The sequence below is a fragment of the Klebsiella sp. C360 genome, from assembly GCF_048822415.1.
Lineage (GTDB): Bacteria > Pseudomonadota > Gammaproteobacteria > Enterobacterales > Enterobacteriaceae > Klebsiella > Klebsiella quasipneumoniae.
In genome coordinates this window covers 82,891-100,802 of record NZ_JBMEZZ010000012.1, presented here as the reverse complement: position 1 = coordinate 100,802, position 17,912 = coordinate 82,891, and the positions used below count along the sequence as shown (strand labels likewise).

Genomic DNA, 17,912 nt, shown 5'->3' with positions numbered 1-17,912 from the left:
CAAAACCTACCTGTCAGGCATGTTATTTTTATGGCAGGGACATCAAGGACGTCACTGCTTTACGCTTTCCGGTAAAGCAGTGTTAAACAGGCTTACCGGAAAGAAAGGTTGCTCCATCGAGGATGAGGAGTGGGATCGGGGTCCATAACTATCTCCGGTAAGTGAATTTAAACGGCGCGGATTATAGCGCCCTCGTTGAGGATTGTGTGGCAATAATGGCGATGATAAACCCGCGCAACTAAACCGAACGTAAACCAGACTTTGCTCATTGCGGTTTGGTTGAGTAGCATTAGGCTCACTTCTACCCACCCTGACGAGAATTCCGCATGCAGAACCGGCTGACCATCAAAGATATCGCGCGCTTAAGCGGTGTAGGGAAATCAACGGTATCCCGCGTCCTCAACAACGAGAGCGGGGTCAGCGAACGGACCCGCGAGCGCGTCGAAGCGGTGATGCAGCAGCACGGTTTCTCGCCCTCCCGCTCCGCCCGCGCCATGCGCGGCCAGAGCGATAAAGTGGTGGCGATTATCGTCACCCGTCTCGATTCGCTGTCGGAAAACCTCGCCGTGCAGACCATGCTGCCCGCCTTTTATGAGCAGGGTTACGACCCGATTATGATGGAGAGTCAGTTCTCCCCTGGGCTGGTGGAGGAGCATCTCGGCATGCTCGCCCGGCGTAATATTGACGGCGTGGTGCTGTTCGGTTTTACCGGCATCGACGAGGCGATGCTCGCTCCCTGGCGCGACACCCTGGTGCTGATGGCCCGCGACGCCCCCGGCTTCGCCTCGGTGTGCTATGACGACGAGGGGGCCATCACGCTGCTGATGCAGCGGCTCTACGAGCGCGGACATCGCCACATCAGCTTCCTTGGCGTACCGCACAGCGACGTCACCACCGGCGAACGCCGCCATCTCGCCTACCTCGCCTTCTGTAAAAAGCATCGCCTGACGCCCACCGCCGCCCTGCCGGGGCTGGGCATGAAGCAGGGGTATGACACCGTCGCCAGCGTGCTGACGGCCGAGACCAGCGCCCTGGTGTGCGCCACCGATACCCTCGCCCTCGGCGCCAGCAAATATCTCCAGCAGCAGGGCCGCGATGCGCTGCAGCTCGCCAGCGTCGGCAGCACGCCGCTGATGAAGTTTCTCCACCCGGAAATATTGACCGTCGATCCTGGCTATGCCGAGTCCGGACGCCGGGCCGCCCGGCAGTTGATCGAGCAGATCGCCGGCAGCGTCGATCCCCGCCAGATCGTCATTCCCGCCGCCCTCAATTAATCTCGTTCGGGTGATTTATGTGATCGTCGCCGGATTTCGGGAACGTTCCCATTTTGCAAATCAAGCGGAACGGTTAGGATGCCCTCAAGGTAAAAACGGCATCTCTCCCCTCTGTTTTTGAGGCTTCATCATGAGCAAAGTAAACCAGCAGGACATCGATAAACTGATCGAACTGGTGGGCGGGCGCGGCAATATCGCCACCGTCAGCCACTGTATTACCCGTTTGCGCTTTGTGCTGAACGACCCGGCCATCGCCAGACCAAAAGAGATTGAGCAGCTGCGCATGGTGAAGGGATGCTTCACTAACGCCGGCCAGTTCCAGGTGGTCATCGGCACCGAGGTGGGTGATTACTACAAGGCCCTGCTGGCGACCACCGGTCAGACTTCCGCCGATAAAGAGCAGGTCAAACAGGCCGCGCGGCAAAATATGAAGTGGCATGAACAGCTGATCTCGCACTTCGCCGAGATCTTCTTCCCGCTGCTGCCGGCGCTGATCAGCGGCGGTCTGATCCTTGGTTTCCGCAACGTCATCGGCGACTTACCCATGAGCAACGGCCAGACGCTGGCCCAGATGCACCCGTCGCTGAAAACCATCTATGACTTCCTGTGGCTGATTGGCGAGGCGATCTTCTTCTATCTGCCGGTGGGGATCTGCTGGTCGGCGGTGAAGAAGATGGGCGGTACGCCGATCCTTGGGATCGTCCTGGGCGTGACCCTGGTGTCCCCGCAGCTGATGAACGCCTATCTCCTCGGCCAGCAGGTGCCGGAGGTGTGGAACTTCGGCCTGTTTACCATTGCTAAAGTCGGCTACCAGGCGCAAGTCATCCCGGCCCTGCTGGCGGGCCTGACCTTAGGCTTTATCGAGACGCGCCTCAAGCGCATTGTGCCTGACTACCTCTACCTGGTCATTGTGCCGGTCTGCTCGCTGATCCTCGCGGTATTCCTCGCGCACGCCATTATCGGTCCGTTCGGCCGCCTGATCGGCGACGGCGTAGCCTTCGCAGTGCGCCATCTGTTAACCGGCAGCTTCGCGCCGATCGGCGCCGCGCTGTTTGGCTTCCTCTACGCGCCGCTGGTGATTACCGGCGTCCATCAGACCACCCTCGCCATCGATATGCAGATGATCCAGAGCATGGGCGGAACCCCAGTGTGGCCGCTGATTGCGCTGTCCAACATTGCCCAGGCGTCGGCGGTGGTCGGCATCATCATCGCCAGCCGCAAGCAGAATGAACGTGAAATCTCAGTACCGGCGGCGATCTCCGCCTATCTCGGGGTCACCGAGCCGGCAATGTACGGTATCAACCTGAAGTACCGCTTCCCGATGCTGTGCGCGATGATCGGCTCCGGCCTCGCCGGCCTGCTGTGCGGCCTGAACGGCGTGCTGGCGAACGGCATCGGCGTCGGCGGCCTGCCGGGGATCCTCTCCATCCAGCCGAGCTACTGGCAGGTGTACGCCATGGCGATGGCCATCGCGGTGGTGGTGCCGATTATCCTCACCACCGTGGTGTATCAGCGCAAGTACCGTCAGGGCACCTTGCAGATTGTCTAACTTCTTCTTTCGGGGCGCCTTTGGCGCCCCTCGTTGCAGCAGGAAAGTACTATGAATCATCTCCCCCACTGGTGGCAAAACGGCGTTATTTATCAAATCTATCCGAAGAGTTTTCAGGATACCACCGGCAGCGGCACCGGCGACCTGCGCGGCGTCACCTCCCGCCTCGACTATCTGCAAAAGCTTGGGGTCGACGCCATCTGGCTGACGCCGTTCTACGTTTCACCGCAGGTGGATAACGGCTACGACGTGGCAAACTACACCGCCATCGATCCCTCCTACGGCACGATGGACGATTTTGACGCCCTGGTGGCGGAAGCGAAGGCCCGCGGGATCCGCATCGTGCTGGATATGGTGCTGAACCATACCTCGACCGAACACGAGTGGTTCCGTCAGTCGCTGAATAAGGAGAGCCCCTACCGTCAGTTCTATATCTGGCGCGACGGCGAACCGGACGCCCTGCCGAACAACTGGCGCTCCAAGTTTGGCGGCAACGCCTGGCAGTGGCATGCCGACAGCGGTCAGTATTATCTGCACCTGTTCGCCATTGAGCAGGCGGATCTCAACTGGGAGAACCCGGCGGTGCGCGCCGAGCTGAAAAAGGTCTGCGAATTCTGGGCCGACCGCGGCGTTGACGGCCTGCGCCTCGACGTGGTCAACCTGATCTCGAAAGATCAGGCCTTTCCCGGCGATGCGGACGGGGATGGCCGCCGCTTCTACACCGACGGCCCGCGGGTGCATGAGTTCCTGCAGGAGATGAGCCGCGATGTCTTCACGCCGCGTCATCTGATGACCGTCGGCGAGATGTCTTCCACCTCGCTGGAACACTGCCAGCAGTACGCCGCGCTGGACGGCCGCGAGCTGTCGATGACCTTTAACTTCCACCATTTAAAAGTCGATTATCCCGGTGGGGAGAAGTGGACCCTCGCCCGCCCGGACTATGTGGCGCTGAAGGCGCTGTTCCGCCACTGGCAGCAGGGGATGCACAACCGGGCGTGGAACGCGCTGTTCTGGTGTAATCACGATCAGCCGCGCATCGTCTCGCGCTTTGGCGACGAAGGCGAGTACCGGGTGCCGGCGGCGAAGATGCTGGCGATGGTGCTGCACGGCATGCAGGGCACGCCCTATATTTATCAGGGCGAAGAGATCGGTATGACCAATCCGCACTTCAACAGCATCAGCGATTATCGCGACGTCGAGAGCCACAATATGTTTATCGAACGTGCGGCGCAGGGGCAAAGTCCGGACGAACTGCTGGCGATCCTTGCCAGCAAGTCGCGCGACAACAGCCGCACGCCGATGCCGTGGCATGGTGGCGAGAACGGTGGCTTTAGCGATGGCGAACCGTGGATCGGCCTTGGCGATAACTACCGGGAGATCAACGTCGAGGCGGCGCTGGCGGACCCTGATTCGGTGTTTTATGCCTATCAGCAGCTGATTACGCTGCGTAAAACCCTGCCGCTGCTGACCTGGGGCGATTATCAGGATCTCCTGCCTGACCATCCGTCGCTGTGGTGCTATCGCCGTCAGTGGCAGGGACAAACGCTGGTGGTCGCCGCCAACCTGAGCCGCGACCTGCAGGCCTGGCAGCCTGAGGACGCCCCGGGCGAGTGGAAGATGATCATCAGCAACTATGCCGAGACCACGCCCCGCCCAACCGGGCTGACGCTGCGGCCGTTCGAAGCGGTATGGTGGCTGCAGGCGTAAGGTGTCCCCTGCCCTCCCGAAATGAGAAGGTCATGCCTGGCGCCGGTGGCGAACGCCAGGCATTTTTGCTTATTTTCCAGCCAGATAAATTTACATTTATCGCCAGCGCCCATCATCCGTACTCTCACCTTTTTACCTTGTTCTGGGTCAATAAAATCGCAAACATCTTTGATGCAAATCACTACATATAGAACTTAAAATGCGTCCCGGCCCTACATGTTGTATTAATCGTCTATTATGTCACCATATCTTGTCGATGTCTGGCGGTGATGAGATGTGGATAAAACGGGCCGGATCTGAAGGCAAACAGCACGAGCCGTAGCGTACAGCGCCTTCGGGATAACCTCCGCCTCTGTGGATAACCTGTTCTATATATGGAGTGATCATGACACCGCATGTGATGAAACGTGATGGCTGTAAAGTGCCGTTCAAGTCAGAGCGCATTCAGGAAGCAATTCTGCGTGCAGCTAAAGCAGCGGGAGTCGATGACGCAGACTATTGCGCCACCGTCGCAGAAGTCGTTAGCCAACAAATGCAGGGCCGCGCCCAGGTCGACATCAACGAGATCCAGACCGCCGTGGAAAACCAGCTGATGTCCGGCCCCTATAAGCAGCTGGCGCGCGCCTACATTGAGTATCGCCATGACCGCGATAGCCAGCGTGAGAAGCGCGGCCGCCTCAATCAGGAGATCCGCGGCCTCGTCGAGCAGACCAACTCCGCGCTGCTCAACGAAAACGCCAACAAGGACAGTAAAGTCATCCCGACCCAGCGCGACCTGCTGGCCGGTATCGTCGCCAAGCACTACGCCCGACAGCACCTGCTGCCTCACGATGTGGTGATGGCCCACGAACGCGGCATGATCCACTATCATGACCTCGATTACTCGCCCTTCTTCCCGATGTTTAACTGCATGCTGATCGACCTGAAAGGCATGCTGACCCAGGGCTTTAAGATGGGCAACGCGGAGATCGAGCCGCCGAAGTCTATCTCTACCGCCACCGCGGTGACCGCGCAGATCATCGCCCAGGTCGCCAGCCATATTTACGGCGGCACCACCATCAACCGTATCGATGAAGTGCTGGCGCCGTTCGTCAGCGAAAGCTTTAACAAGCATCGTAAAATCGCCGAAGAGTGGCAGATCCCGGATGCCGAAGGCTATGCCCGCGCCCGTACCGAAAAAGAGTGCTACGACGCCTTCCAGTCGCTGGAGTATGAGGTTAACACGCTGCATACCGCCAACGGCCAGACGCCGTTCGTCACCTTCGGATTCGGCCTCGGCACCAGCTGGGAATCGCGGCTGATCCAGCAGTCGATTCTGCGCAACCGCATTGCCGGCCTCGGTAAAAACCGTAAGACCGCGGTGTTCCCGAAACTGGTGTTCGCGATCCGTGACGGCCTGAACCATAAGTTCGGCGACCCGAACTACGACATCAAACAGCTGGCGCTGGAGTGCGCCAGCAAGCGCATGTACCCGGATATCCTCAACTACGACCAGGTGGTGAAGGTTACCGGGTCGTTTAAAACGCCGATGGGCTGCCGCAGCTTCCTCGGGGTGTGGGAAAACGAGAACGGCGAGCAGGTGCACGATGGGCGCAATAACCTCGGCGTTATCAGCCTCAACCTGCCGCGCATCGCCCTGGAAGCGAAAGGCGACGAAGCCGCCTTCTGGGCGCTGCTGGACGAGCGCCTGCAGCTGGCGCGCAAAGCGCTGATGACCCGTATTGCCCGCCTGGAAGGGGTAAAAGCGCGCGTGGCGCCGATCCTCTATATGGAAGGGGCCTGCGGCGTGCGACTGAAAGCCGACGACGACGTCTCCGAGATTTTCAAAAACGGCCGGGCGTCGATTTCGCTGGGCTATATCGGTATCCATGAAACCATCAATGCACTGTACGGCAATCAGCACATGTACGACAGCGAGGCGCTGCGCGAGAAGGGTGTGGCCATCGTCCAGCGCCTGCGCGACGCCGTCGATTTGTGGAAGGAAGAGACCGGCTACGGCTTTAGCCTGTACAGCACGCCGAGCGAAAACCTGTGCGATCGCTTCTGCCGTCTCGATACCGCCGAGTTTGGCGTGGTGGAAGGGGTGACCGACAAAGGTTACTACACCAACAGCTTCCACCTCGACGTGGAGAAGAAGGTCAACCCGTACGACAAGATCGATTTTGAAGCGCCGTATCCGCCGCTGGCCAACGGGGGCTTCATTTGCTACGGCGAATACCCGAACATCCAGCACAACCTGAAGGCGCTGGAGGACGTGTGGGATTACAGCTATCAGCATGTGCCGTATTACGGAACCAATACGCCGATCGATGAATGCTACGAGTGTGGTTTCACCGGCGAGTTCGAGTGCACCAGCAAGGGTTTTACCTGCCCGAAATGCGGTAACCACGACGCCTCCCGCGTTTCCGTTACCCGCCGGGTGTGCGGCTACCTCGGTAGCCCGGACGCGCGTCCGTTCAACGCCGGCAAGCAGGAAGAAGTGAAGCGCCGCGTGAAGCATCTGGGCAACGGGCAGATCGGTTAATTCCAGCTGGTTTAGCCCCTCCCCCTCTCCCCAACGGGGAGAGGGGACCGGCCCCGTAGCCGTTTGGCCACTAAGGCGCCGTTCCCGGATCGCGGCGCAAAGCGCCTTATCCGGGCTACAACCGCGTATGCGGCTTTTCGTAGCCCGGGCGAGCGCAGCGACGCCGGGAGCCGTTCCCTTTACAAATGCACAACACCTCCGTTTTCGCAAAGCCATTAGCCTCAGAGCAAGGCGGCAAACGAGGGAATCCCAAACAGCCAGGTGGGTTTCCTCAAATCAGTTGGCGTTGTAGCAAGGCGGCAAACGAGTAAGTCCCGGGGAGCTTACTGGAGTAAGTGACCCGGGCGAGCGAGCGCAGCCAACGCCGCTACATCGGCAAATGAGAAGAGGAAACAATGAATTACCATCAGTACTACCCGGTAGATATTGTCAACGGCCCCGGCACCCGCTGCACCCTGTTTGTCTCCGGCTGCGTCCATGAGTGCCCGGGCTGCTACAACAAAAGCACCTGGAGGGTGAATTCCGGCATGCCCTTCACGACCGAGATGGCCGACCGCATCATCGCCGACCTCAACGACACCCGCATCAAGCGCCAGGGGATTTCACTCTCCGGCGGCGATCCGCTGCATCCGCAAAACATCGCGGAGATCTTAAAGCTGGTTCAGCGCGTGCGCGCCGAATGCCCCGATAAAGATATCTGGGTCTGGACCGGCTATAAGCTGGAAGAGCTGAATGAGGCGCAGATGCAGGTGGTGAACCTGATCAACGTGCTGGTCGACGGTAAGTTTGTGCAGGATTTAAAAGACCCGGCGCTGATCTGGCGCGGCAGCAGCAACCAGGTCGTGCATCATTTGCGATAGCGTTTAGAGCCGTTTATTCGCCTGATGATAAACGGCCGCTTTCTCTCTTTTGCCAATGGCAATAACGTAAACCACCACCACACTATCTCGTACTTGATACACCAGCCGATAACCTGACGCCTTAAGCTTGATTTTGTAGCAATCCGGCAAATCGTTCAGCCTGGCCGACTCAATTCGCGGATTCTGCACAATCTGCTGGAGCTTATTTTTGAACTGTTTTTTGACCGTCTCGCCAAGCTGCCATTCGCGCCAGGCACGCGGATCAAACGCCAGTTCATAGGTCATCCAGACTCACCTTCACCTCCGGCTGCGGGTTTTCCAGCCGCTCGCGAACGGTGCGTAACAACGCCGCTTCGCCATCGCTGATGGTCATACTTTTCACCGGCATGCGGCCATTTTCCGCAATGTATTGAAACAGCAGGCGTACCGCCTCCGTTGGCGTCATATCGAGTTTCTCCAGCACGGCATAAGCCTCTTTTTTGAGTTTATCATCCAGCCGAACGTTGAGCGTGGCCATTATGCCTCCAGAAAGGGATATTTTGTAATGCATTATAGCATTACATTTGAATTACACTCGAATCTGGAAAACGTCTCTCAAAACCGGCTGACGCATTCCATCGCCACCGTTTTAAACTCATCGAAGCTGCGGGTCGTGGCGAGGCGGCTCATGGCGCGCTCGCGCAGGAAAGTCACGAAAATATCGTAGATCGCCATCGCCTCTTCATACTCGCGCTTGCTGATAGCGAGCAGGAAGATGAGATGAGCGGTTTCGTCCCCCCAGGCGATGCCCTGCGGAGCGATAACGGTATAGACCACCGTCTTTTTCGCCAGCAGACCCAGGGAGTGCGGCAGCGCAATACCGTCGCCGAGCATGGTGCTGACGATCGCTTCACGCTCCACCACCGAAGCATGAAACTCCGCATCGACGAAGCCTTCCTCCAGCAGCTGCTGACACAGTTCGGCGAATAGCGTTTGCTGATCCATCGGCGTGTCGATCACCCGGAAATGGGCGGCATCGAAGTACTTATTCAGCATCCACGGACGGGTGCGGTCCACCAGCACCAGCTTGCCGATCTGATCCAGTTGATAGTCAGTGGGGAACGGCGCGATGGTCACTACCGGCTTGTTTTTTTCGCTGATCCGCACCGTGGAGATAACAAAATCCGCCTCGATCGCGTCCCGCTGTTCGTACTCGCGCTGGGAAATAGTGGCGGCGATCTCCAGCTGCGGATATTTGCGCTGCAGGATCGCCTCAATCATCCGCACCATCGCATTGCTGGTATCGCACACCAGCAGCACCTGCGGCTGACGCTGGTAGCCGATGTTGTAGTGGCGCTCCAGCCCGACGCCGATATGCAGCACCAGAAAACCGATTTCGTTTTCGCTAATGGTATAAGGCGTGTATTTGCCCCAGCTGGAGACCGCGGCGAGGGTCATATCCCAGGCCATCGGGTAGTGCTGTTTGATGTTATCCAGCAGCGGATTGGGGATCATGATCTGGTAGCGTACGCGGGTGATCATGGTCTTTATGTGGGTCAGCAGATCGGCGTGCAGCTGGGCATCGTCCAGCAGATTGTAGTTATACTGGCTGTTGATGTAGCGCAGGATGTAGTTGACCAGCGCTTCGTCATCGTCGGCGCTGATGGTTTCCGGGTCCACGTCCTGTACCTGACGGGCGGCGATATGCACGCACAGCCACTCTTCTTCCGCGGGCGATAAAGGTTTACCGGCCAGCCGCTGCAGTTCGCCCGCCAGATCGCGCGCGGCATCACGGACGTTCTGCGCCACATCTTCAGCACTGAAATCCGCCAGCGGGTAGCCTTCGCTGACGCGGCGCACCACCACCGCCCCGTACAGGCAGATAAAGCGCTCGCCGACGTCGGTGAGGCGAATATGGTGCCGGGTGAGCGTCTCCTGCAGCACGGGCTCCAGCAGCGCTGGCACCTCCGCGGCAAAGGCCTTGGCGCCGATCGGCGGCGCGATACCGCCCTGCTGGGCCAGCTCCCACAGCAGGTCGGTGAGGCAGGCGCGAACCGATACCTCGCTGCCAAACAGCTTCATACCGTGGCGCGGGCGGGTTTCAAGGGTGAGCTGATAGCGCTGGAAGCGCTCGCGCACCTCGACCATATCGTTCTGCAGCGTGGCGCGGCTGACGAACCACTCATCCGCCAGGTCTTCCAGCTTGATGGAGAACGCCGACGTCAGAAAACGCACCAGCAGAAACGTGATGCGATCCTGGGCGGTACGCGGGACATGCTGCGCCTTCGGCGACGCCTCCTCCAGCGTCTGAAAGCTCGCCGGGTTATCAATTTTCAGCTGATAACCGCTGCCGCGGTTGAGGATAAACTGCGCGCCATACTGCGCCAGTAGCGCATTCAGGGCGGTAATATCGGCGCGCACGGTACGGGTGGAAACCGACAGGCGTTGCGCCAGCTCATCCTGCGGCAGCGTTTCATTCCGCAGCAGGGTGAAGAGTTGCGCTAAGCGTTGGTTAGGAAATCGCATGTCAGTTCCTTGTGGTTACGGCTCAGGGTTGGGCGGATATCACCATCTGCGATGGGCTGCCGACCGGCGTGTAGTCTGAGACAAAGGTCAATTTGCCATCCTTCGGCGCCACGCTGAAGCGGGTAATATTATCGCTACGCTGGTTCATGACGTACAGCCACTGCCCCTGAGTATCCAGGGTCAGCGTGCGGGGGTAATCTCCGCGCGTCCAGATATCCTCCTGGTGGCTCAGGCGGCCATCGGCCTGCACCGTAAAGTGGGCGATGCTGTTATGCAGACGGTTGGCGACGTATAGCTGTTTGCCGTCGTTGCTCAGCGCCAGACCGGCGGCAAAGCTGGTGCCCTTATACTCTTTCGGCAGCGCGGAGACGGTTTTGCCTTCGCGCAGCAGGCCGCTTTGCTTATCCAGATGATAGAAGGTCAGCGTCGACGCTTCTTCGTTAATCAGCCACAGGCCGTCGCCCTTTGGCGTGAAGACGAAGTGGCGCGGGCCGGCGCCCGGCGACGAAGCGGCGATAAATGGCGGATCGTTCGGCGTCAGCTTGCCGCTGGCGCTATCCAGCCGGTACTGATAGATCCGATCCAGCCCCAGATCGGTAGAGTAAACGTATTTTCCGCTGGGATCGGCGGCGATCATATGGGCGTGCGGGCCATTGTGATCGCTGATGGCGAAACTGCCCTCGACGGCCGCCGCCGGGCGTTCGGCCCCTGCCGGGCCTTCATCCTGATGCCTGTCCACCGCCTCACCCAGGCTACCATCTTCTTTGACCGGTAGCACGGCGATGCTGCCGCTGACGTAGTTGGCCACCAGCAGCTGTTTACCGTTTGGCGTCAGGGAGAGATAAACCGGCCCGGCGCCGCCGGAGGCGACCTGATTGAGTGCGGTCAGCTCACCGTTCTTCTCAATGCGCCACGCCTGCACCACGCCTTTCTCCACTTCGCTGGCGGCATACAGCGTCTTGCCATCGCGCGAGACGGTCAGCTGCGCGGCGTTCGGCAACGAGCTCACCAGCGTCCTGTCACGTAGCGCGCCGGTTTGGCTATCAACGGTAAAGCGGTACAGACCTTCGCCATTGGGATTATAGGTGCCTACCCAGGCATAGTGAGTTTGCGCGGCGCCGGCGGCGGCAGCAAACAGGGACAGTGAAGCGACAAGCAGATGACGAGCGACAGGCATAGCAACTCCTTGATGGTTCAGTGGGATAAGCTGCCCCTCACCCTTTGAGGGCGAGGGGCAAGGGCACTACTTCACTAACTGTTTGGTCATCTCCAGCAGCTGGCGAACATCGGCCGGGCGGGTGTTGCCGCTGGCCTTATCGATAATCGAGCTGTAGATATGCGGGATGATTTTGCTCACCCCGGCATCGAGGGCGATCTTGAGGATCTCGCTGTAGTTTTCCAGATCGATACCGCCGGTCGGCTCCAGCCAGAAATCGTGCGCGGCGCAGGCTTTGGCCACCGCCTCGAACTCGTCGCGGTGCTTCAGGCCGCCCATCGGGAAGTATTTGATGGAGCTGCCGCCCATATCTTTTAACAGCGCGATGGCGGTTTCCAGCGGCACAATCCCATCCGCCGCGCCGCTGCTCAGCGGGCCGGTGGAGATCTTCACCATCCCCGGGGTGCCGGTGGGCGAGACCAGGCCGTTGACCACCGTCTCGTTCTGCCCGAGCAGCGCGCGGCTGGTGGCCACGCCGGTGAAGACCTGATTGACGTGCTGCGGCTGCACCTGGCGCGAAATCTCGCTCACCATCGCCGATTGATTCGGATCCCCTGCGCCCAGCCCGACGGAGAGGGCGTTATCAATCAGCTTCGCGTAGTCGCGCATATCGGCCACCGCGCTGGCGACGTCCGGGTAGTTTTTGGAGAGCACGCCGACCAGGACATGACCTTCCGCCGCGTCGTAGATTTCCCGGGCGTTGTCTTTACTACCCGCCAGGACGTTCAGGCACACGCGGTCACGGTAAAAGTTTGGGGTCAGTTTCATGCTTGTTTCTCCTTGTTCAGAACTTCCGCGATACGGCGGGCGACTACCGCCAGCTGCTGGGCGTCAACGCTGCGGACATCGGCTTCGATAATGCCTTCATTCGCTTTATAGCCGCGGAAGTAGATGGCGTATTCGCCCTGCTTCAGCGCGTTAACCAGATCGCCGGTCTTCACGCCGGTCACCGCTTCGTCGAATTTGATTTCGGCGCGGGCGATATCGCGGCCGGCGCTGTCCCATACCACGCGGGCAGTGACGCCGTTGAGGGTATTGAGCTGTTCGATAAACGGCGTCATCTTCGCCACCATCTCTTCACCGCTCTCTTTGCTTGCCGTCAGGTAGTGTTCAATGGCGCAGGTCAGGCCGAGGATCCCCTCTTTACCCACTTTCATCGCCCGGCCAATCCCCATCGACTGGCGTTTAACCCACTCGACGTACTGCGTTTTGCCGATCACCAGCCCGCTGGTCGGCCCTTCAATCGCTTTCGCGCCGCTGTAGATCACCAGGTCGGCGCCCATGCGGTAGTAGCCCTGCAGATCTTCCTCCGCCGCCGCGTCGACGATCAGCGGTAAATGATGCTGACGCGCCACTTCCGCGGCCTGCGCCACGTTGAGCATGCTTTTCTGCACGCAGTGGTGGGATTTGATGTAGAGGATCGCCGCGGTGCGCGGGGTGATCGCCGCCGCCAGCTGTTCGGCAGAACATTCGTTGGCGTAACCCGCTTCCACCAGCCTGCCGCCGCCCAGCGCCACCATGGTGCCGACCGGCGCGCCGAAGTTGACGTTGTGGCCCTTCGGCAGGACGATTTCGTTATGCTCTATCGGCGTGACGTGCAGGTTCTCCAGCAGCCAGTCGCTGTCTTTCACCAGCACCGCCGCCACCGACTGGGCAATCCCTGCCGAGGCGCAGGAGACCACGGTCGCCCCTTCCACGTCCAGCAGCCTGGCGATGTACTCGCCGGTTTTATTCACCAGATCTTTCATTTCAAAGTACTGGTTCATGCCGGCCATCGCGGCGTCCACCACTTCCGGACGCGGCGTGGAAACGCCCAGCGCCGTCATCCGGCCAGAAGCGTTAATAACTTGTTTTAAATGGTATTTTTCAAAAATCGAAGGCATGTTCCGCGCTCCCTTGTTCGGTCAGATAGCCTTTGCCCGCGCGGATCGCGGCCAGCGGCACCAAAATTTTGTCTGCCTGGAGGCTCTCTTTTTCGGCATCCACCAGCAGCGTTGGCTGGCGCTCCAGGCGAAATAGCGTGAGATCGGCGTCGAAACCCACTTCCAGCCGCCCTTTATGCGACAGGCGCAGCCCCTCGGCAGCGCTGACGGTCACGCAGGCAATCACCTGCGGCAGGGTCATGCCGATGGCGAGAAATTTCGACATCACCAGCGCCAGCGAACGCACCGGGCCGTCGATGCGGTTACGGCAGTAAATATCCGAGCTGATGGTGTGCGGCAGAATGCCCAGCGCAATCGCCCGGCGCGCCACTTCAAAGCTGAAGCTGGCGGTACCGTGGCCGACGTCGAGGCGCACGCCGCGCTGCAGGGCGCGAGTAATCGAACTGCGCAGTTCGCCGGCAGGATTCAGAATGCGGTTCGGTTTGCCGTTATAGCAGTGGGTAATGATGTCGCCGCGGCTCAGCAGATCGGCGATTTCATCGAGGTTCGGCGGATTGTTGCCAATGTGCACCATCAGCGGCAGATCGCCGTTTTCCTGCTGAATCGCCTTGGCGCGCGCCAGCGGCGTAATGCCGTTTTCTCCCACCACGCTGCTGCTCATCCGCGCCTTCAGACCAACGATAAAATCGGGATGACGCTGCACCGCCTGCTTCACCGCCTCGGCGTCAATATTGGTCATATTGGCCAGTTCATTCTGGGCAATCAGCCCGACGCGGGAGATATTGAGCAGGGCATAGACTTCCGTCGCCGCTTTACGGGTCAGTTGATAGAACTCATCGACATCGTCGGCGCCGGTGCTGCCGGCATCAATCACGGTGGTGACGCCGGTGGCGATGCCGACGCTGTCCGGCTCATCGTGATAAATTGGCGAATTCGGGTAGCAGTGAACGTGGGAGTCAATCCAGCCGGCGCTGACGTAGCTGTTGCCCTGCAGATCGAGGGTTTTGCGGGAGGGCGCGCTAATCTCGCCCAGCGCCGCGATTTTCCCGTCCTGAATGGCGATATCAGTCAGGGTATCGTCGACGAGGCGCGCGCGGCGCAGGAGTAAATCAAACATAGCTATCTCCTGATGAAAGAGTGTATCTGTTGCCGGATGGCGGCGTACCGCCTTATCCGGCCTACCAATCGCGCTGACGTGTAGGCCCGATAAGCGCCGCGCCATCGGGCGATTAGCTAATCGCCACCGGGAAAATGGAGCCGAGGATCATCGCGCCGAGGATGGCGCCGCCGGTGATCGGTTTCTGCCAGATGTAAAACAGCAGGGCGCCAACCAGCGAGCCGATCCCGATAGGAATCGAGGCGGTCATTGCGCTGAGGATGATCAAGGGGCCGAGGAAGCGGCCGGAGGCATTACCGGCCCCCATCATCACGTCGGCGCCGTAGGTGGAGTCGCTCTGGTTGATGGTGAACTTACGCGCCAGAATGATGATGTAGCCCACCGCCAGGCCGAGGATCAGGCCGGTTGCCAGCGAGGCGGCGAAGTTCGCCACCGGGAAGACAAAGCCCGCGCCGAGCAGCAGCGCCGGGACGCCAAGACCGATCCCGGTCTGAATAGCGCCGCCGATATCGAGGATCCCCACCAGCGACCCTTCGATGATGCGGGCGAACAGGAAGCTGGCGCCAAACGCCGCCACCGCGCCGTAAACGCCGGTATCAATCCCCGACTTCAGCATCGCCACGAAGGCGACTTCGTTAAAGGCGCCGATGCCGTACAGGTAGTACATGTGGGTCCCGGCGAAGACGCCGGAGGAGAGCAGGCCAACGAAGATCGGGAACGACCAGTCGGCATACCAAAAACCTTTATTCTGTTCCATTATCAGGCTCCCGTTACTTGCCGCTGAGTGAGTTGTGGATCATGTCCAGCCAGTTCGGCACGGTCAGATGGAAGGATTCGATCATCTTCATGTCGAAGCCGCGGAAGAAGCCGCTGAGGACGAACAGGGCGACAATGGCCACCATCATCACTTTGGTGACCCGGTTCCAGCCACTCTCTTCAACGCCTTTGCCGATCAGGATGCCCAGCACCAGCCCCGGTACGGCGTTGCCCATAATCAGCTGCGCCGCGCCGCCGAAGATAGTCGCCCAGAAGCCTGATTTTTTACCGGCGTCGATCGCCGCCAGCCAGAAGATCACCGGCATCACGGTGTTCACCAGCAGGTTTGCCGCCGGGACCAGTACCTTAACTGCGGTCACCTGCAGCGCTTCCGGTACGGACGAGGCGGTGAGGTTAAGGAAGGCGACGACGATCATGCCGATGATGCCGCAGGAGATGGCCATTTTTTTCGGATCGTGCAGCGTTTCGCCGACGTTACGATTTTTCAGCATCAGCGCCGCCGCGCCCCAGTTGGGGATAATGCGGTGGTCAACATCCTGGGTGAAGGAGCCTGCTGCAACGGAAGAGGCCCAGGCGTTAAAGAAGAAACCGAGGCCAAAGGAGAAGTGGGAAGCCGGATCGCCCTCACAGGAGTTCAGCTCGCCCAGGGTTCGAAACGCCCCCATCCCCTGGGTGGTAGGGGCATGAAACATGCGTGCCGCTCCGGCGCCCACGCCGACGCCGACCAGGCCGCCGATGATAAGCGATTTTATTAATATTATCAGGAACATAGTCAGACCCTTTGCTAACAATCAGGTTTGCGTGACGAAATCCACTTTATCGAGATCGATGGCGGTCACGTTGACGGTGACGTCCAGCTCCACGCTGTAGGTCCGTCGTTCACGGCGCAAAAAGAAAAACAGGAAGGCCTCTTTTCGTACCGCTTCGCGCGCATGAACAACCGTCACGTCCTGTGGCTCAATACGCAGCAGAATGTGCGATGACGTTTTCATCACCGCAGCCTGCACATGGTTCAGGGCATCGGCGAAGGCCCGTGATTTGCTTTCGCCTTTGCCGGCAACCCTCACCGTGGTGGTGAATTGCTCTTTCATACTTATGCGCCGTATTTCTTTTTCCAGGCCTCTACCAGCCGCTCGCCCAGCTCTTCTTTATCCATAAAGCCGAAGCCCAGCACGTTGCAGCCTTCGTTGATGGCGGTGACGCCCTCTTCCACGGAACGCATGCCGTATTTCGCTTTGTAGCCGTGTTTGGTCTGGGCGGTGATGGCGCCGGCGCCGCCGCTGCCGCAGAAGGAGATGCCGAAGGTGGCGTTTTCCGCTTTCATCATGTCGCCAAGCTTCATGTCGGCAGCAACGCCAGGGACGACCACTGCACGTGCGCCGGCTTTCTCTGCGCCTGCGGCGACTTTTTGGCCTTTACCCAGACGGTCGCCAATAACTACGGTGATTTGTTCCATGTTTTGCTCCTTACAGGTTTTCTTTTGCGACTTCGAAATGGACGGAGAGCAGCCAGGCCTCTTCATCAGGCAGGTTGCCGAACTGCGCGACCACTTCGCGGGCCAGCGTCATTGAATCTGGTGAAATCTCTTCGAACAGGCTGGCATCCACTTCCGGCAGCGGTTCCCCGCTGATTGACCGGTGGGCCATCGCCCGCACGTGGGAGGTCAGCATTTGCTCCTGAACGTCGTTAGGGACGATGCCGTGACGGCTTAACAGGGCAAAAACCTGCTGCAGCATCTTGTCAGCCAGGCGTTCGGTCTGCGCTGCCTGCTCCCCTACGTCGTGTATTACCGCTCCGTTATTCACTTCTGATACCCCGCTGATGTCTCTGGGAATCAAAGTAGCGCCGGGGGATGGGAGTTTGTAGCGAGTTGTTTTCCACTTCGAAGTGGAAAGGGAGACGGCAGGCGTGATCGACCCCACACATTCACTGGAAAAATGAAAAAACAGCAATTATGGCGTGAGACGTATCACAACAATGCGCGTGAATGCGCAGCCCGCGGCTGCGGAAAGGCCGGAAAAAGAGATCGAAAAGTGTGATATCGGTAGGCTTTGAGGTGGGAGACATCGGCTGATGCCTCCCGAAAACGGCAGTTAGCGGTACTTCTTATGGTAGGTGTTGCGGGTGGTTTTAAACTCCTCCGCGGCGGCCTGCGCCTCTTTCACCTTGCCTTCATTCGCCAGCTTCAGCGCGCCGTCGATCTGGCCGATCAGAATATCCAGACCGTGACGGTAATCTTTCATCTCAGCGCTGTCGGCCGCTTTACCTTCCAGCTTCGGCGGCGTCTCTTTCTGGGCATCAACCGCGGCGGTACGCATCTTATTCAGCGCCGCTTTCAGCTCGCCGGCGTCGGAGGTTTTCTGTACCACTTGCAGATTTTCTGCCAGAGTGTCCATGTCTTCGCCCAGGTCGGCAAAGGCCGAGGCTGAACCGAGCGCAAAAGCAGAGACAGCCAGCATCGCTAACAGTTTTTTACGCATTGCTCACTTCCTTTTTATTA

At 59.4% G+C, this 17,912-nt stretch carries 19 protein-coding genes; 5 read left to right on the top strand and 14 right to left on the bottom strand.

Annotation, left to right across the window (positions count from 1 at the left end; all coding sequences use genetic code 11):
* Positions 1-92 precede the first annotated feature (92 nt).
* Positions 93-146: a mgtA regulatory leader peptide MgtL gene (gene mgtL, locus ACOI7D_RS23335; protein WP_219340445.1), complete on the bottom strand. Its 54-nt coding sequence runs from the start codon at positions 144-146 to the stop codon at positions 93-95.
* 180 nt (positions 147-326) lie between these two features.
* On the opposite strand from mgtL, the gene treR reads away from it, so the two are divergent.
* The 5 genes from treR to nrdG all read left to right on the top strand — a co-directional run bounded on the left by treR (position 327) and on the right by nrdG (position 7,914).
* Positions 327-1,274 carry a trehalose operon repressor TreR gene (treR, locus tag ACOI7D_RS23330; protein WP_004206520.1) on the top strand — a complete coding sequence of 316 codons (948 nt, stop codon included), beginning with the start codon at positions 327-329 and terminating at the stop codon, positions 1,272-1,274.
* A 130-nt stretch (positions 1,275-1,404) separates the two neighbouring features.
* Complete coding sequence (gene treB / locus ACOI7D_RS23325) at positions 1,405-2,823, top strand: PTS trehalose transporter subunit IIBC (protein WP_023291762.1); 1,419 nt, start codon at positions 1,405-1,407, stop codon at positions 2,821-2,823.
* Positions 2,824-2,874: 51 nt separating this feature from the next.
* Positions 2,875-4,530 (top strand): alpha,alpha-phosphotrehalase, encoded by a 1,656-nt coding sequence (gene treC / locus ACOI7D_RS23320; RefSeq protein WP_072422313.1) that lies wholly within the window; start codon positions 2,875-2,877, stop codon positions 4,528-4,530.
* Between the two features lie 385 nt (positions 4,531-4,915).
* Positions 4,916-7,054 (top strand): anaerobic ribonucleoside-triphosphate reductase, encoded by a 2,139-nt coding sequence (gene nrdD / locus ACOI7D_RS23315; RefSeq protein ID WP_004206513.1) that lies wholly within the window; start codon positions 4,916-4,918, stop codon positions 7,052-7,054.
* 395 nt (positions 7,055-7,449) lie between these two features.
* On the top strand, positions 7,450-7,914 hold the full coding sequence (gene nrdG, locus ACOI7D_RS23310) for an anaerobic ribonucleoside-triphosphate reductase-activating protein (RefSeq protein WP_109546714.1): 465 nt from the start codon (positions 7,450-7,452) through the stop codon (positions 7,912-7,914).
* A 3-nt stretch (positions 7,915-7,917) separates the two neighbouring features.
* On the opposite strand, the gene ACOI7D_RS23305 is transcribed toward nrdG, so the two are convergent.
* From ACOI7D_RS23305 to cybC, 13 genes are all read right to left on the bottom strand, one after another.
* Complete coding sequence (locus tag ACOI7D_RS23305; RefSeq protein ID WP_109546715.1) at positions 7,918-8,199, bottom strand: type II toxin-antitoxin system RelE family toxin; 282 nt, start codon at positions 8,197-8,199, stop codon at positions 7,918-7,920.
* A complete protein-coding gene (locus tag ACOI7D_RS23300) occupies positions 8,189-8,431 on the bottom strand; it encodes a type II toxin-antitoxin system RelB/DinJ family antitoxin (protein ID WP_023319595.1) in 243 nt (80 codons plus the stop codon). The genes ACOI7D_RS23305 and ACOI7D_RS23300 overlap by 11 nt, the downstream gene beginning before the upstream one ends.
* A 77-nt stretch (positions 8,432-8,508) precedes the next feature.
* A complete protein-coding gene (locus ACOI7D_RS23295; RefSeq protein WP_109546716.1) occupies positions 8,509-10,419 on the bottom strand; it encodes a BglG family transcription antiterminator in 1,911 nt (636 codons plus the stop codon).
* A gap of 22 nt (positions 10,420-10,441) precedes the next feature.
* Complete coding sequence (locus ACOI7D_RS23290; protein WP_109546717.1) at positions 10,442-11,596, bottom strand: lactonase family protein; 1,155 nt, start codon at positions 11,594-11,596, stop codon at positions 10,442-10,444.
* A gap of 66 nt (positions 11,597-11,662) precedes the next feature.
* Positions 11,663-12,403, bottom strand: coding sequence for a 2-dehydro-3-deoxy-phosphogluconate aldolase (dagF, locus tag ACOI7D_RS23285; protein WP_004206507.1), 741 nt, complete (start codon positions 12,401-12,403; stop codon positions 11,663-11,665).
* The gene (locus ACOI7D_RS23280) at positions 12,400-13,518 is read right to left on the bottom strand and encodes a DgaE family pyridoxal phosphate-dependent ammonia lyase (RefSeq protein WP_109546718.1); all 1,119 of its coding nucleotides are present in this window, start codon (positions 13,516-13,518) and stop codon (positions 12,400-12,402) included. The genes dagF and ACOI7D_RS23280 overlap by 4 nt, the downstream gene beginning before the upstream one ends.
* Positions 13,502-14,635 carry an amidohydrolase/deacetylase family metallohydrolase gene (locus tag ACOI7D_RS23275; RefSeq protein ID WP_109546719.1) on the bottom strand — a complete coding sequence of 378 codons (1,134 nt, stop codon included), beginning with the start codon at positions 14,633-14,635 and terminating at the stop codon, positions 13,502-13,504. Before ACOI7D_RS23275 ends, ACOI7D_RS23280 begins: the two co-directional genes overlap by 17 nt.
* 112 nt (positions 14,636-14,747) lie before the next feature.
* Entirely contained in the window at positions 14,748-15,392 is a 645-nt protein-coding gene (locus ACOI7D_RS23270; protein ID WP_004206504.1) for a DUF4310 family protein, read from the bottom strand.
* A gap of 13 nt (positions 15,393-15,405) precedes the next feature.
* The gene (locus ACOI7D_RS23265; protein ID WP_002886897.1) at positions 15,406-16,182 is read right to left on the bottom strand and encodes a DUF4311 domain-containing protein; all 777 of its coding nucleotides are present in this window, start codon (positions 16,180-16,182) and stop codon (positions 15,406-15,408) included.
* Between the two features lie 21 nt (positions 16,183-16,203).
* Positions 16,204-16,503, bottom strand: coding sequence for a DUF4312 family protein (locus ACOI7D_RS23260; RefSeq protein ID WP_004206503.1), 300 nt, complete (start codon positions 16,501-16,503; stop codon positions 16,204-16,206).
* Between the two features lie 2 nt (positions 16,504-16,505).
* Positions 16,506-16,868, bottom strand: a complete 363-nt coding sequence (locus tag ACOI7D_RS23255; protein WP_032454653.1) for an SFCGS family glycine-rich protein — start codon at positions 16,866-16,868, stop codon at positions 16,506-16,508.
* Between the two features lie 10 nt (positions 16,869-16,878).
* Positions 16,879-17,217, bottom strand: coding sequence for a PRD domain-containing protein (locus ACOI7D_RS23250; RefSeq protein ID WP_004206500.1), 339 nt, complete (start codon positions 17,215-17,217; stop codon positions 16,879-16,881).
* 288 nt (positions 17,218-17,505) lie between these two features.
* The gene (gene cybC / locus ACOI7D_RS23245; RefSeq protein ID WP_002886893.1) at positions 17,506-17,892 is read right to left on the bottom strand and encodes a cytochrome b562; all 387 of its coding nucleotides are present in this window, start codon (positions 17,890-17,892) and stop codon (positions 17,506-17,508) included.
* Between the last annotated feature and the right edge of the window lie 20 nt (positions 17,893-17,912).